We start from the raw sequence: 14,736 nt of genomic DNA, 5'->3' as shown, positions 1-14,736 counted from the left end.
GGGTCAGTAAACGTCGTGCCAGTAAAACAGCGTGGCGAAGGCGTAGTGTAGTATAGTGCCGCTACGGCACGGCGTCACGACGAGGCGCTGTGCGGCAGAAGCCCCGGATAACGGGGCTTTTTACTGCCTCGCGGCATCGCTATTCTTGTTGAGGGAGCCTTTATGACATCTTCGCTACTGGGTCTGGCCATTGCGCTGAGCTATGCGCTGGGCATTGTCTCCGCGGTCATGGCGCTGATGTCGAGCCGCACCTCCCAGGGGGCAGTGGCGTGGATCATCTCGATTTTGACCTTTCCCTACGTGGCCGTGCCGGCCTACTGGATGTTCGGCCGGCCGCGCTTTTACGGCTACGTTTCGGCCCGGGGGGCGCGGGACAGCGTGCTGCGCCAGGTGCTCTCGCGCTATCGCGACAAAGTAACCCCGCACCTGGCCGAGCCCGGCAGCGCCGAAATCCAGGCGGTGGAAAAGCTCGCCATGATGCCCCTGACCCGGGGGAATCGGGCCGAGCTGCTGGTTGACGGCGAGGCCACGTTCGACAGCCTGTGCGCCGGGCTGGACAACGCCCGGGACTATATTCTGATGCAGTTTTTCATCGTGCGCGACGACGAGCTGGGGCGTCGGGTGCAGCGGCACCTGATCAGGGCCGTGGAGCGCGGCGTCCGGGTGTATTTTCTCTACGACGGCATTGGCAGCCACTCGCTGAGCGAAGGCTACCTGCGCGACCTGGCCGACGCCGGCGTAGCGGTCAGCGCCTTTCGCTCCTCCCGGGGAGTGCGCCATCGCTTTCAGCTCAACTTTCGCAACCACCGCAAGATCACCGTGGTCGACGGCCAGAAAGGCTGGGTCGGCGGACTCAACGTGGGCGTGGAGTACCTTGGGCAAAGCCAGCGCCACGGCGCCTGGCGGGACACCCACCTGTCGTTGGAAGGGCCCAGCGTGCTGGGACTCCAGGAGGCGTTCTGGGAAGACTGGCACTGGGCCACGGACGAGGTGATCGAGCTGGCCTGGCAGCCGGCAGCGGCCGGAACGACGGATCATCGTGTCGTGATTGTGCCGTCGGGCCCGGCCGATCAGCAGGACACCGCGAGCCTGCTGGTGCAAAACCTGATCCACAGTGCCCGGGAGCGGCTGTGGGTTACCAGCCCGTATTTCGTCCCCGACCAGGGCGTGCAGGATGCGCTGCGGCTGGCCGCCATGCGCGGAGTCGACGTGCGCGTGATGATGCCCGAACGGCCGGACCATCTGCTGGTGTATCTTTCGGCGCTGGCGTTTCTGCCGGATATGCTTAAGGCAGGGATAAAAATATACCGTTATCTCCCCGGCTTTCTTCACCAAAAAGTCATCCTTGTCGACGACAACGCAGCGAGCGTGGGAACCGTCAATCTGGACAACCGCTCGTTTCGGCTCAACTTCGAAATCACCGCTTTTATTCCCAGCGCCAGCTTTGCCGCTGACGTGGACGCCATGCTGCGCGAAGATTTCAGCCGCTGCCGCGAGGTCAGCCTGGACGAGCTGTACCGGCAGCCGATGTGGAAAAAGGTGATTTCCCGGGCGGCGTATTTGACATCGCCCATCCAGTAGGCTGCATGGCAAAATAGCACCGACATCACAAAAGCCGCTGCCGGTAGGGCAGAGTTCGACAGCCGACAGCCATCAGGGAATATTGCCGGGGCAAAAGGAGACGAGGGTGAACCTGGAAACGAAATGGATGGAAGATTTTGTTGCCCTGGCCAATACGCGCAGCTTTTCCGCATCGGCGCGCCAGCGCCACGTGACCCAGCCGGCGTTCAGCCGGCGCATCCGCGCGCTCGAGCACGCCGTCGGCGCTACCCTTGTCGACCGCTCCACCACGCCCATCGGGCTGACCTCCGAAGGGCAGCTGTTTTTGCTGACGGCGCGCCACCTGGTCGAGCAGCTCAACGAATCGCTGGGCCATTTGCGCGGCCTTTCCATTGCCAACGAGGCGCTGGACATCGTCGCCGCCCATTCGTTGGCGCTTAGCTTTTTCCCGCCGTGGATATCTCGTCTGCAAAAAGGGCTCGGCGAGCTCCCCACGCGCCTGATGGCCATGAACGTGGGCGAGGCCATCCACGTGCTGCGCGAAGGCAACTGCGATCTGATGCTCGCCTACTACGACCCCTTTGCCACCATGCAGCTGGACCAGGCCGTGTTCCCGTCGTTTTCCATCGGCGAGGTCAAGATGCTGCCGGTGACGCTGCCCGACAGCCGCGGGGCGCCGCGCCATTCGCTCTCCGGCGACGGGCCGATCCCCTTCTTGACCTATACCCAGGGCGCGTTTCTCGGGCGTAGCGTGCGCATGCTGCTGAAAAACGACCCGCTGCGCCTGCGGCTGCGCACCGTCTATGAAACGGCCATCGCCGAAGGGCTCAAGGGCATGGTGATGCAGGGCTTCGGCATGGCCTGGATCCCCGATTTTTGCATCCGCGAGGAGCTTAGGGACGGCGCTTTGATACGTGCCGGCGACGAGACCTGGGACATTCCGCTGGAAATCCGCCTGTACCGCTGCTCGCTGGTGCACAAGCCCGGCGTGGAAAAGCTCTGGCGGCAGATGATGGAGCTGCCGCGGGACTTTCTCCAGGCCTGAGTCCAGGGCTGGTGGCCAGCCGCGTCAAGCCTGCAAGACAGCTGCGCTCAGAGGGCGCTTTTTTTAATAGTTGCCAAAGTCGGTGGGCAGGCCGAGAAAGTTCTGGATGATGAAGAAGTGATCTTCAAACAGGCTTTCGGGCTCCAGGTCGGCAAGCGCCACCCAGCGGGCGTGGTCGCCCCCTTTTATCGGCTTCAGACGCGGCAGCTGCTGGTCCGGCCGCAGAGCAAAGTAGAAGGCTTCGGCCAGGGTACGTCCGCGCCAGCTGCGGTGAGGCTCGTCGAACAGCTGCTGGCCGCGCAGTGAGCCCTTTAACACGGGCTCGGGCACCTTGAGGCGAATGCGCTCGCGCAGTTCGCGCAGGCAGGCATCCAGAAGACGCTCGTGGGGGCTGATAAAGCCGCCGGGCAGCGCATAAAGGCCCTTGCCCGGTGCCGCCGTGCGGCGCACCAGCAAAATATGGCCTGACTGCACCACCACGGCGTTCACGGTAACGAAAATCGGCGGGTAGGGGGCATCGGCCCAGGCTTTGCGGTACTGATCCAGCAGGCGCTGTTCTTCGATGAGCTTGTGGTAAGGCGGCGTCCGGCAGAAGGCGTCGATGCGCTCCACCACGCCCGGCGGCAGCTCGTGGAAAGCGCCGGTGTTCAGGTAGTCGGCACAGGACTCCGGCGAACGAAACACGCGCTCGCGGATCTGGCTTGCCGAGATACCTTCTACCAGCGGCACGCTGACCGACTCCCATTGGGGAAACAGCGACAGATAGTAGCTCGACTGGCCGCGGCTGGCACCGATCAAGCCAATGCGCGGCAGGCGTGCGCTGTGCGCAACGGTGAGGTCGCGCACGCGGCTTTGCACGTCGCGCACCCAGACGTCGTCGTTATACAGCGCGTCCAGCAGCGGGCTGATTTCCAGTCGCTGATTGTCGGCGGCGTCAAAGCCCGAGCGCAGCATGGCCAGGCGCTCGTCGAAGCGCCAGGGGTTGCGCAGCGAGCGCGCCTGCCAGGCCGAGCCCACCAGCACGATCACCTGGCGGGCACGCTTCAGCGCTTCGCGAATCACCGCGAGGTGGCCCAGATGCGGGGGCTGAAAGCGGCCGATGAACACCAGGCAGTCAAAGTCGAAGCGAGTCGCGACCGAGCGTCCTTGAGGCATGTCGATTTCCTTTCCGGTTGAGGCGCAGGGCAGCCCGAACCCGCTCATTATGGCAGCCGGGGCCGGGCCTGTAACCCGGCGACCCGTTGACGGCTTAACCCCGGGCGATAGCCACTCGGCGAAACGCGGCCGGGTCAGGTATGCTGAAAACGCCCGCAGGACCATCCGGCGCGAACCACAACCACCCAGAGCGAGCTCATCACCACGGGAAGGTCAATAATGAAAAACACGATTCTATTCTGGTTCAGAGTGTTGCAGGACGCTGTCAGCGTATGGCTTGAGCGCAACGCCTTCAGCTATGCCGGTTCTCTGGCATTTTACACGCTGTTTTCCCTAGCGCCGACGGTGATTATCGCGGTCACCGTTATCGGCGTGGTAATGGGCGCTGACGCCGCTCAGGGGCAGATTGTGGCCAGGCTTCAGGGCACGCTTGGCCAGGAAGCGGCAAACGCCGTCCAGCAGGCCGTGGCCCAGTCGCGAATCGAGGAAGCCGGTATTTTGCCCACGCTGCTGGGGGTCGGCACGCTGCTGGTGGGGGCCACGACGGTATTTGCCCAGATGCAGTTTTCTCTCAACACCATCTGGGGCGTGACGGCCAAGCCGACGTCCAACAGCCTGCTGGTGTTTTTAAAAAACCGCCTGCTGTCGCTGACGGTGGTGCTCTCCATCGGTTTTATTCTGCTGGTGTCGCTGGCGCTGGGCGTCATCGTGCGCACCATGCTGCACGCGGCCAACAGCCTGTTTCCCTATGCCGCGTTGCTGACCCAGGGGGCCGAAGCGCTGGTATCGCTGGTGGTGGTGGTCCTGCTGTTTGCCACCATCTTCAAGGTGCTGCCCGACGTGGTGCTCAAGTGGAAGGACGTCCTCATTGGAGCGGCGGTGACGGCGGTCCTGTTTACCCTGGGGCGCAGCGTTATCGCGATGTATCTGGCGTACACCGCCACGGCGTCCACCTATGGTGCGGCAGGGTCGGTGGTGATGATTCTTTTGTGGGTTTATTACTCTTCGCTCATTCTTTTGTTTGGCGCGGCGTTTACCCGGTCGCTGCTGCTGCGCCGTGGGCATTCGCTGATACCGCGCAACAGCGCCGTGCTGGTCAAGCGCGAGCTGGTGCAGGACTGATCCCGCTTATTCAGGGAAATCCCGCTTATTCAGGGGAAAAAGGAGAACTGTCATGACGCAGTGCTACAGGGCAATGGTAACCGGCAAGGTGCAGGGCGTAAGCTTTCGCCAGGCTGCCCGGGAACAGGCGCTGAAACGCCAGATTACCGGCCACGCGGTGAACCTGGCCGACGGCCGCGTCGAGGTGGTGATGTACGGCCGCCGCGAAGCGCTTGCCGAGCTGTGCGAGTGGCTATGGCAGGGCCCGCCCGCGGCCCATGTGACTCACGTCGGGCTCGAGCCGCTGGAAATGCCGAGCGAAGGGCACACGCCGGCAGATTTCACCACCCGCTGAGCGCCGGCTCAGCGCCGGCTCTGCCACTCGGCGAGGTTATCGGCGGTCAGCGCCACGATTTTTTGCCGCGCCTCCGGGGTGATCCAGGCGTTATGGGGGGTGACGATCAGGTTCAGCGGCTCATCGAGGGCCTCGAGCAGGGCATGGCCGTCCCGGGGCGGCTCGTGCGGCAGGGTGTCAACGCCCAGTCCCCCGAGCCGGCCGTCGCGCAGCGCCTCGAGGGCCGCGTGCTCGTCGATGATGCCGCCACGGGCGCAGTTGATCAGCAACAGCGACGGCCTGGCCCGCTTGAGTGCCGCGCGGTCGATCAGGTGGCGGGTGGCTTCGGTCAGCGGGCAGTGCAGGCTGAGCACGTCGGCCTCGGGCAGCAGCGTCTCAAGCGTCGGGCGCGGGTCGTCGGCCTCGTTGCCCGGGCGCGCGCAAAAGCTTGTGCGCATGCTGAAGGCTTCGGCGAGGCCGGCCACGGCGTTGCCCAGCTCCCCCTGGCCGACGATGACCAGGTGCTTGCCGGCAAGCTCGAGCGTGGGGTGGTGCTGCAGGCAGAAAAAGTCGCTTTGCTGCCACTGGTCGTCGGCCACGTCGCGCTGATAGCGGGGCAGCCGGTTGGCCAGCGCCAGCATCAGCATCATGGCATGCTGGGAGACGCTGCCGGTCCCGTAGCCGGTGACGTTCTTCACCGCGATGCCCCGGGCCTCGGCGGCGTCCACGGCGATGTTGTTGAGCCCGGTGGCCAGCACGCAGATCAGCTTGAGCCGGGGCAGGGCGCTGAGCGTCTCGGCGTCGAGCACGACCTTGTTGACGATGGCCACGTCGGCGTCGGCGAGCCTGTCGCCGGCGTTCTGGGCGTTGCTCTGGTCATAGACGGTCAGGCGGTCGACCCGGTCGCGCAGCGGCGCGAGATCCACGGCCTCGCCCAGGCTTTGTGCGTCCAGCAGGACGGCATGAGTCATGATATTTCTCCCCTGGATGATGCCCCCGGGCGTTTTATGCCGGCGGCCTTGCTCGCCAAGGGTAACAAAAGGGTATAATGCCCGCCTTGAAAACAGGCGCTGAACCGCTTGCCGGCTGCACGGCAGGCCAGCGTGAGGCGCGCTTGCGCCTGGCCGGTATCCGGTGCCCACAGGTTTATTTGCCACGTAACACAACAGGATTTGACATGCGCAGCCATTATTGCGGCCAGCTGAACGAAACATTGGTGGATCAAACGGTTACCGTTTGCGGGTGGGTGCATCGCCGCCGTGATCACGGCGGCGTGATTTTCCTCGACATGCGCGATCGCGACGGCATTGCCCAGTTCGTGGTCGATCCCGATACCGCCGAGGCCTTTGCCAATGCCGATCGTTCGCGTAGCGAATACGTGCTGCGTATTACCGGCAAGGTGCGCCTGCGTCCGGCAGGTACGCAGAACCCGGACATGCCTACCGGCATGATCGAGGTGCTGGCCAGGGAAGTCGAGGTGCTGAACACCGCCGCCACGCCGCCGTTCCAGCTCGACGAGCACGGCAAGGTAGGCGAGGAGGTGCGCTTGAAGCACCGCTATATCGACCTGCGCCGGCCGGACATGATCGAAAAGCTGCGCTTGCGCTCGCGGATTTCCCACAGCGTGCGGGCGTTTCTCGAGCAGGAAGGCTTCCTTGATATCGAAACCCCGATACTCACCCGGGCCACGCCGGAAGGCGCCCGGGACTACCTGGTTCCCAGCCGCACGCACCCGGGCGAGTTCTTCGCGCTGCCCCAGTCGCCCCAGCTATTCAAGCAGCTTTTGATGATCTCGGGCTTCGACCGCTACTACCAGATCGCCAAGTGCTTCCGCGACGAGGACCTGCGCGCCGACCGCCAGCCGGAGTTCACCCAGATCGATATCGAGGCCTCCTTTGTCGAGGAGCGCGACATCATGGCGATCACCGAGTCCATGATTCGCCAGCTGTTTACCGAGGTGCTGGACGTCTCGCTGCCCGAATTTCCGCGCATGACCTGGCACGACGCCATGCGCCGCTTCGGCTCGGACAAGCCCGATCTGCGCATCCCGCTGGAGCTCACCGACGTTGACGACCTGATGAAAGACGTCGACTTCAAGGTGTTCTCCGGACCGGCCAACGCCGCCGACGGCCGCGTTGCCGCGCTCAAGGTGCCCGGCGGCGCCTCGCTGTCGCGCAAGGTCATCGACGACTACACCGACTTTGTGGGCATCTACGGCGCCAAAGGCCTGGCCTGGATCAAGGTCAACGACCGCGCCCGGGGCATTGACGGGCTGCAGTCGCCCATCGTCAAGTTCATGGACGGCGTCATTGAGGACCTGCTCGACCGCCTGGACGCCAGGGACGGCGACATCATCTTCTTCGGCGCCGACAAGACCGACGTCGTCAACGAAGCCATCGGCGCGCTGCGCGTACGCCTGGGCGATGACCTCGAGCTTTACACCAGGGACTGGGCGCCGCTGTGGGTGGTCGACTTTCCCATGTTCGAAATCGACGGCAGCGATCGGCTGACGCCGCTGCACCACCCCTTCACCGCGCCGGCCTGCACCCCGGAAGAGTTCAGGGCTAACCCGGCAAGCGCGCTGTCCCGGGCGTACGACATGGTACTCAACGGTACCGAGCTCGGCGGCGGTTCCATTCGTATCCATGACCAGCAGATGCAGCGCACGGTGCTGGAAATTCTCGGCATCGGCGAGGAGGAGGCGCAGGAAAAGTTCGGCTTTCTGCTCGACGCCCTGCAGTACGGCGCGCCGCCCCACGGCGGGCTTGCTTTCGGCCTCGACCGCTTGGTGATGCTGATGAGCGGCGCGAACACCATCCGCGAAGTCATCGCTTTCCCCAAGACCCAGAGCGCGGCCTGCCTGATGACCGACGCGCCGGGCGAAGTCACCGCCGAGCAGCTCAGGGAGCTCAACATTCGCCTGCGGCAAAAGGCTCAGAAGGCGACAGAAGCCGGCGAATAAATCGCGCCGGATGGCGACAGCCAACCGCCTGCACCGGCGCCTTCGGGCGTCGGTGTTTTTGTCTTGGGGAGCACGATCATGGGAGAGGTCAGCCCGACGGCCACGCGCATTCTCGGCGTGGATCCCGGCTCGCGGATTACCGGCTACGGCGTGATTGAGGTAGTCCAGGGAAAACCGCGCTACGTGGCCAGCGGCTGCATTCGTACCGGCAGCGGCGAGCTCGAGCAGCGCCTGGCGCGGATTTACGCGGGCCTTGCCGAAGTGGCGGGGGAGTATCGCCCCGACGGCGCCGCCATTGAGCGAGTGTTTCTGGCCAAGAACCCCGATTCGGCGCTGAAGCTTGGCCAGGCGCGGGGCGCGGCGATGGTTAGCCTGGCCAACCACGGCCTGGCGGTGGCCGAGTACGCCGCCCGTCAGGTCAAGCAGGCGGTGACCGGCCGGGGCGGCGCCGACAAGGTCCAGGTGCAGCACATGGTCACCGCGGTGCTGCGCCTGTCCGCCACGCCCCAGGAAGACGCCGCCGACGCCCTTGCCATCGCCATGACCCATGGCTACGCGCAGAGCGGGCTGCTGCCCGGTGCCGGTACCCGGCGCGGCCGCCGGGCCGGCGGCCGCTGGCGGCTCTAGGCGAAGGCCGGCATACACTGGTCAGACGTACAGAGGGGCATTATAGTAAGGTGCGTTCGCTGCGCCCGGCCCGTTGACCGGCGCTGGCCAGCGGCAGGCAGACTGGTGACAACAGGACTCCCCCATGATCGGACGTTTGACCGGGCAGCTGCAGGAAAAAAAGCCGCCCTGGCTATTGCTTGACGTGAGCGGCGTTGGCTACGAAATTGAAGCGTCAATGACCACGCTGGTGGCGCTGCCCGCGGTGGGCGAGACCGCCGTGCTGTATACGCACCTGACCGTGCGCGACGATGCCCACCTGCTCTACGGCTTTGTCCGCGAGCGCGAGCGGGCGCTGTTTCGTGCGCTGATCAAGGTCAACGGCGTGGGCCCCAAGCTTGCGCTGGCGATACTTTCGGGAATGGACGAAGACGCCTTCATGCGCTGCGTCCACGATGATGACACCAAGGCGCTGACCAAGCTGCCCGGGGTGGGCAAGAAAACCGCCGAGCGGCTGATCATCGAAATGCGCGATCGTTTCCCCGAGTGGCAGCAGGACGAAACGCCGCTGCCGCTGGAAGCCGCCGCCGAGCCTTTTCGGGACAACATCGCCGAGGCCGAGGCAGCCCTCACCAGCCTGGGCTACAAGCCCACGGAAGCGGCGAAAATGCTCGCCGACCTGGACCGTAGCGACACCACCGAAGCGCTGATCAAAACGGCGCTGACCCGGCGGATGGGCCGCTAGGGGGATAGCTTCCCGAGCTGAACCTTTCATGACAAGAGCGTTTTTATGATCGAGCACGACCGGCTGATTGCCGCTGAACCGGAGCAGGGCGAAGTCAGGATCGACTATGCCATTCGCCCCAAACGTCTTGTCGACTACGTTGGCCAGCCCCGGGTGCGCGAACAGCTGGAAATTTTCATCGGCGCGGCCCGCCTGCGCGAGGAAAGTCTGGACCACACGCTGGTGTTCGGCCCGCCGGGGCTGGGCAAGACAACCCTTGCCAACATCATCGCCGCGGAGATGGGCGTAGGGCTCAAGTCGACGTCCGGGCCGGTGCTGGAGCGCGCCGGCGATCTGGCGGCGATACTCACCAACCTCGAGCCCGGCGACGTGCTCTTCATCGACGAAATCCATCGCCTTTCGCCGGTGGTCGAAGAAGTGCTTTACCCGGCCATGGAGGATTTCCAGCTGGACATCATGATCGGCGAGGGGCCGGCGGCGCGCTCGATCAAGCTTGATCTGCCGCGCTTCACCCTGGTGGGCGCCACCACCCGGGCAGGGCTTTTGACCTCGCCCTTGCGCGACCGCTTCGGCATCGTCCAGCGCCTGGAGTTTTATGACCTGGAGGAGCTCGCCACCATCGTCACGCGCTCGGCCGGGCTTTTGGAAGTTGCCGCAAGCGACGACGGCGCGGCCGAAATCGCCCGGCGCTCCCGGGGCACGCCGCGCATCGCCAACCGGCTGCTGCGCCGGGTGCGCGACTACGCCGACATCAAGGGCGATGGGCATATCGACGTGGCCATGGCCGACGCCGCGCTCAACATGCTCAACGTCGACCACCACGGCCTTGACCACATGGATCGCCGGCTTTTGCTGGCCATGATGGACAAGTTCGACGGCGGCCCGGTGGGGGTGGACTCGCTCGCGGCGGCCATCGGCGAGGAGCGCGACACCATCGAGGACGTTATCGAGCCCTACCTGATCCAGCAGGGGCTGATGATGCGCACGCCCCGCGGGCGAGTGGTTACTCGCCAGGCCTGGACGCACTTCGGCCGCGTGCCCCACGAAAACGCCGCGGAAGCCGCCGGGGAGGTACGCCCATGAGCCGGGCCGCACCCGCCGATGTCTTTTCCCTGCCGGTGCGCGTCTACATCGAAGACACCGACGCCGGCGGCATTGTCTATTACGTCAACTATCTAAAGTTCATGGAGCGCGCCCGCAGCGAGTGGCTGCGCGAGCGCGGCTTTACCCAGGCGTCCCTGCTGGCCGAGCAGATTCAGCTGGTGGTCTACCGGCTGGACTGCCACTATGCCCGCCCGGCAAGGCTTGACGATGCCCTGACGGTTACCGCCGGCGTGGCGGCGCAGAGCCGCTGCCGCATGACGTTTGCTCAGGAGGTCTGGCACGAAGACACGCGGCTGTGCCGCGCCAACGTCGAGATCGCCTGCCTGGACGCGCGCCGGCTGCGCCCTCGCGCCTGGCCCCAGGCCCTGGCCGGGATTGCGCAAGCAACATGAAAATATCGCCTGCACCGGCGTTTTTGCCGGCGTCAGCGTTTAAACTCGTGACGTTTTGCCTGGACAGTCGGGCCAATGCCGGACCAAGCGGGCATCCTGTTCAACACCCCCTGGAAAGAGGACGACCGTGAACGAAACGACCCTGTCCATCCCCCACCTGATTGCCAACGCAAGCCTGGTGGTACAGCTCGTCATGCTGCTGCTGATTGCGGCATCGCTGGCCTCCTGGGTGGTGATTTTCCAGCGCAGCTTTGCCCTGCGCCGCGCGGCCAAGGCTCATGAAAGCTTCGAAAATACCTTCTGGTCCGGCGTCGACCTCAACGAGCTGTACGGCGAGATTCCGGCCGACGACGCCCGCCAGGGCGGCGAGCACATCTTCCAGGCCGGATTTCGCGAGTTTCACCGCCTGGCGCCCAAGACGCCCCGCGCCGACACCGTGCTCGAAGGTGTCCAGCGCAGCATGCGCGTGGCCTGGTCCCGGGAAGAAGAGCGCCTGAACCGCCACCTGGTCTTTCTTGCCACGGTGGCTTCGGCAAGCCCCTACGTCGGCCTGTTCGGCACCGTGTGGGGCATCATGGGCTCGTTCCAGTCGCTCTCCATGTCCCAGCAGGCGACCCTGGCCACCGTCGCGCCCTGGATCGCCGAGGCGCTGATCGCCACCGCCATGGGGCTGCTGGCAGCGATTCCGGCGGTTATCTTCTATAACCGCCTGGCAAGCCAGGCCACGAGCCTGCTCGGCCGCTATGAAGACTTTGCCGAAGAGTTCTACGCCATACTGCATCGCAATCTGCAAGGGCGCGGTGACGCCTCCGCCCGTTAAACCCGCCCGTTAAACAGGGGGAGCCTTCCATGCAGGGACCTTTTAATCGCAGCGGCCAGCGCCGCCCGATGGCGGAAATCAACGTGGTGCCGTTCATCGACGTCATGCTGGTACTGCTGGTCATCTTCATGATTACCGCGCCGATGCTCAATCAGGGGGTCGACGTCGAGCTGCCCCGGGCCACCGCCGAGCCCATTGATACCGAAGATGACACTGAGCCGGTGATCGTCTCGGTGGACAAGGACGGCGAGTATTACATCACCCTGGGTGAGGACAGCACCGCCGTGGCCCCGGACGAGCTCTCCAAAAGAGTCACCGCGATTGTTCAGCGCCGCCCGGATACGCCGGTCATGGTGCGCGGCGATCGCCACGTCGCCTACGGCCAGGTAGTGACGCTGATGACGACGCTGCAGCGCGCGGGCGTGGCCAACGTGGGGCTGATTTCCGAGCCGGGAAGCGATGAGTAAGCGCACGACGGAAAGCTACTTCTGGCCTACGGTGCTGGCCGTTGCCCTGCATTTGGCGGTGGTGCTGTTCAGCCTGGTCAAGTTTCCCTGGGGGGACGAAGAGCCGCCGTCCTCGTCAGTGGTGCAGGCCACCCTGGTGAGTACCGAAACCCGCACGGATCAGGCCCAGCAGGTGGAGGAACAGCAGGCCGCCGCCGGCGCCCCGACGCCGGAACCCGAGCCCGAACCCGAGCCCGAACCCGAACCGGAGCCCGTGGACGAAGCCCCGGACGAGCTGGAGCAGGCGGTGGTGGACCAGGCCGCAAAGATGGCCGAAAAGCGCGAACGGCAGGCGCTCGAGCAGGCTCGGGAGAAAGCCCGGGCCGAGGCCGAACGCCGCGCGGAAAAGGCGCGTCAGGAAGAGCAGGAAGCCGCCGAGCGCAGGGAAGAGCGCGCCCGCCAGCAGGCCGAGGAAGAGGCCCGTCGCGAACGCGAAGCCGAAGAGCAGCGCCGGAAGGAAGCCGCGGAAAAGGCCAGAAAGGAACGCGAAGCAGAGGAGAAGCGCCAGCAGGAGGAAGCCGAGAAAAAACGCGCCGAGAAAGCCAGGCAAAAAAAGGAAGCCGAAGAGCAGCGCAAGGCAGAAGAACAGCGCAGAAAAGAAGAGGCCGAGGCGGAAGCACGGCGCAAGCGCGAAGCAGAAGAGAAGCGCCGGCAGGAAGAAAAGGCCCGGCGCGAGCGCGAAGCGGAACAAAAGCGCCAGCGGGAAGAGGCCGAGGCCGCTTTGCAGCGTAAAATCGAGGGCCAGCAAGAAGCGGCTGCCAAGGCCAGGCAGGCACAGGAGGCGGCCAACAGCTTTATTGCCATCGTGCGCAGCGCGGTGGAGCAGGCCTGGCGCATTCCGCCCCGGGCCGGCGACAGCATGAGCGCGAAGCTGAGCGTGCGCCTGGGGCCCTCGGGCGAGGTGCTGGCGGTGACCGTTGCCCGCTCGAGCGGCGACGGCGGCTTTGACAATTCGGCCGTTCAGGCGGTGGAAGCGGCCGCGCCGTTTACCGAACTGCTTGACTTACCCCCGGCGCAGCAGTCTGAATTACGTCAGTTCAACCTACGTTTCACACCGGGAGAGATTCGCTGATGATAACGCCAGGACCTACCCCCCTGTGCCGCCTTACGTACGCGGTGCACGCCGCGATGCTGCTTGCCCTTGTGCTGTTCAGCACGGCCGCGAGCGCCAACCTGACCATCGAGATCACCCGGGGCAGCGACAGCGCCCTGCCCATCGGCGTGGTGCCGTTTGACGGCGCCGAGGGCATGTCGGAAGACGTGGCCCGGATCGTCCAGGATGACCTTGAGCGCAGCGGCTATTTTGATCCCCTGGAGCGCGGCGCCATGTTCGCCCGGCCGCACCGCGCCGACGACGTCGCCTTTGGCGAGTGGCGCTCGCTGGACGTGCGCTACCTGCTGGTGGGGCGCGGCGAGAAAACCGCCAGCGGCTATGAGATTGGCTATGATCTTTTGGACGTTAGCGGCGGTCGCCCGGTGCTCCAGGAGCGGATCACCGCGGGCGGCAACCAGCTGCGCGGCGCGGCGCACCGCATCAGCGACGCGGTATTCGAAGCCATCACCGACATTCCCGGCGCGTTTTCCACGCGTATTGCCTACGTCACTTCCCGGGGCGTGGGCGACAATATCGACTACGGGCTTTACGTGGCCGACGCCGACGGCCATAACAGCCGGGAAGTGCTGACCTCGGATGAGCCGGTCCTGTCGCCGGCCTGGTCACCGGACGGCGAAAAGCTGGCCTACGTCTCCTTTGAAGGCGAGCGCCCGGCGATCTACGTGCAGCAGATGGCCAGCGGCAACCGTATCAAGCTCACCGACTTTGAGGGCATCAACGGCGCCCCGGCCTGGTCACCGGACGGGCGCAAGCTTGCCATGTCGCTGTCCAAGGACGGCCAGCCGGAAATCTACGTGATGAACCTGGCCGACCGCTCGCTCAACCGCCTGACGCAAAACTCGAGCATCGATACCGAGCCCGACTGGGCGCCGGACGGGCGCAGCCTGCTGTTTACCTCGGATCGCAGCGGCGGCCCCCAGCTGTATCGCTATAGCCTCGGCAGCGGCGACGCTGAACGGCTGACGTTTACCGGCAAGTACAATGCTCGCGGTCGGTTCGGGCCGGACGGCGAACAGATCTATCTGGTACACCGTTCCCGGGACGGCTATCAGATCGCCCGCCAGGAGCTGGACTCCGGTCGCCTGGTGGTCCTCAGCGAAACCACCCACGACGAGTCGCCCAGTGTTGCGCCCAACGGCACCATGATACTCTTTGCTACCCAGCAGGGCGGGCAGGGCGTATTGAGCGCGGTGTCCGCCGACGGTCGCTCCTCGTTCCGCCTGCCGGCGGCCCGCGGAGACGTGCGTGAACCCGCATGGTCGCCGTTTTTGTAACCCGACTCTCTTATCCAA

15 protein-coding genes are annotated in these 14,736 nt (G+C 65.1%); 13 read left to right on the top strand and 2 right to left on the bottom strand.

The window, feature by feature from the left end; all coding sequences use genetic code 11:
• Positions 1 to 162 precede the first annotated feature (162 nt).
• Both cls and P1P91_RS08560 read left to right on the top strand, forming a co-directional pair.
• On the top strand, positions 163 to 1,581 hold the full coding sequence (gene cls, locus P1P91_RS08565; RefSeq protein WP_311881963.1) for a cardiolipin synthase: 1,419 nt from the start codon (positions 163 to 165) through the stop codon (positions 1,579 to 1,581).
• 106 nt (positions 1,582 to 1,687) lie between these two features.
• The gene (locus P1P91_RS08560; protein WP_311881962.1) at positions 1,688 to 2,605 is read left to right on the top strand and encodes a LysR substrate-binding domain-containing protein; all 918 of its coding nucleotides are present in this window, start codon (positions 1,688 to 1,690) and stop codon (positions 2,603 to 2,605) included.
• Positions 2,606 to 2,668: 63 nt separating this feature from the next.
• On the opposite strand, the gene P1P91_RS08555 is transcribed toward P1P91_RS08560, so the two are convergent.
• On the bottom strand, positions 2,669 to 3,760 hold the full coding sequence (locus P1P91_RS08555; protein WP_311881961.1) for a bifunctional nicotinamide-nucleotide adenylyltransferase/Nudix hydroxylase: 1,092 nt from the start codon (positions 3,758 to 3,760) through the stop codon (positions 2,669 to 2,671).
• 219 nt (positions 3,761 to 3,979) lie between these two features.
• Here P1P91_RS08555 and P1P91_RS08550 point away from each other — a divergent pair, with 219 nt between their 5' ends.
• Positions 3,980 to 4,882: a YihY/virulence factor BrkB family protein gene (locus P1P91_RS08550; protein WP_311881959.1), complete on the top strand. Its 903-nt coding sequence runs from the start codon at positions 3,980 to 3,982 to the stop codon at positions 4,880 to 4,882.
• A 52-nt stretch (positions 4,883 to 4,934) separates the two neighbouring features.
• Complete coding sequence (locus tag P1P91_RS08545; protein ID WP_311881957.1) at positions 4,935 to 5,216, top strand: acylphosphatase; 282 nt, start codon at positions 4,935 to 4,937, stop codon at positions 5,214 to 5,216.
• Between the two features lie 8 nt (positions 5,217 to 5,224).
• Here the strand turns inward: P1P91_RS08545 and P1P91_RS08540 are convergent, their stop codons facing one another.
• Positions 5,225 to 6,166, bottom strand: a complete 942-nt coding sequence (locus P1P91_RS08540; RefSeq protein WP_311881956.1) for a D-2-hydroxyacid dehydrogenase — start codon at positions 6,164 to 6,166, stop codon at positions 5,225 to 5,227.
• Between the two features lie 206 nt (positions 6,167 to 6,372).
• On the opposite strand from P1P91_RS08540, the gene aspS reads away from it, so the two are divergent.
• The 9 genes from aspS to tolB all read left to right on the top strand — a co-directional run bounded on the left by aspS (position 6,373) and on the right by tolB (position 14,718).
• Positions 6,373 to 8,157 carry an aspartate--tRNA ligase gene (gene aspS / locus P1P91_RS08535; protein ID WP_311881955.1) on the top strand — a complete coding sequence of 595 codons (1,785 nt, stop codon included), beginning with the start codon at positions 6,373 to 6,375 and terminating at the stop codon, positions 8,155 to 8,157.
• A 78-nt stretch (positions 8,158 to 8,235) separates the two neighbouring features.
• Entirely contained in the window at positions 8,236 to 8,784 is a 549-nt protein-coding gene (ruvC, locus tag P1P91_RS08530; protein ID WP_311881954.1) for a crossover junction endodeoxyribonuclease RuvC, read from the top strand.
• Between the two features lie 124 nt (positions 8,785 to 8,908).
• On the top strand, positions 8,909 to 9,508 hold the full coding sequence (gene ruvA / locus P1P91_RS08525; protein ID WP_311881953.1) for a Holliday junction branch migration protein RuvA: 600 nt from the start codon (positions 8,909 to 8,911) through the stop codon (positions 9,506 to 9,508).
• A 45-nt stretch (positions 9,509 to 9,553) separates the two neighbouring features.
• Entirely contained in the window at positions 9,554 to 10,591 is a 1,038-nt protein-coding gene (ruvB, locus tag P1P91_RS08520) for a Holliday junction branch migration DNA helicase RuvB (protein ID WP_311881952.1), read from the top strand.
• Positions 10,588 to 11,004, top strand: coding sequence for a tol-pal system-associated acyl-CoA thioesterase (gene ybgC, locus P1P91_RS08515; RefSeq protein WP_311881951.1), 417 nt, complete (start codon positions 10,588 to 10,590; stop codon positions 11,002 to 11,004). Before ruvB ends, ybgC begins: the two co-directional genes overlap by 4 nt.
• Before the next feature lie 127 nt (positions 11,005 to 11,131).
• Positions 11,132 to 11,824, top strand: coding sequence for a protein TolQ (gene tolQ / locus P1P91_RS08510; RefSeq protein ID WP_311881950.1), 693 nt, complete (start codon positions 11,132 to 11,134; stop codon positions 11,822 to 11,824).
• A gap of 29 nt (positions 11,825 to 11,853) precedes the next feature.
• Positions 11,854 to 12,291: a protein TolR gene (gene tolR / locus P1P91_RS08505; RefSeq protein WP_311881949.1), complete on the top strand. Its 438-nt coding sequence runs from the start codon at positions 11,854 to 11,856 to the stop codon at positions 12,289 to 12,291.
• Entirely contained in the window at positions 12,284 to 13,402 is a 1,119-nt protein-coding gene (gene tolA / locus P1P91_RS08500) for a cell envelope integrity protein TolA (RefSeq protein ID WP_311881948.1), read from the top strand. Before tolR ends, tolA begins: the two co-directional genes overlap by 8 nt.
• 56 nt (positions 13,403 to 13,458) lie before the next feature.
• Positions 13,459 to 14,718 carry a Tol-Pal system beta propeller repeat protein TolB gene (gene tolB / locus P1P91_RS08495; protein WP_311881947.1) on the top strand — a complete coding sequence of 420 codons (1,260 nt, stop codon included), beginning with the start codon at positions 13,459 to 13,461 and terminating at the stop codon, positions 14,716 to 14,718.
• Positions 14,719 to 14,736: the final 18 nt, after the last annotated feature.

Source organism: Halomonas piscis (assembly GCF_031886125.1).
Classification (GTDB): Bacteria; Pseudomonadota; Gammaproteobacteria; order Pseudomonadales; family Halomonadaceae; genus Vreelandella; species Vreelandella piscis.
This window is presented reverse-complemented; position numbering and strand designations above follow the sequence as displayed.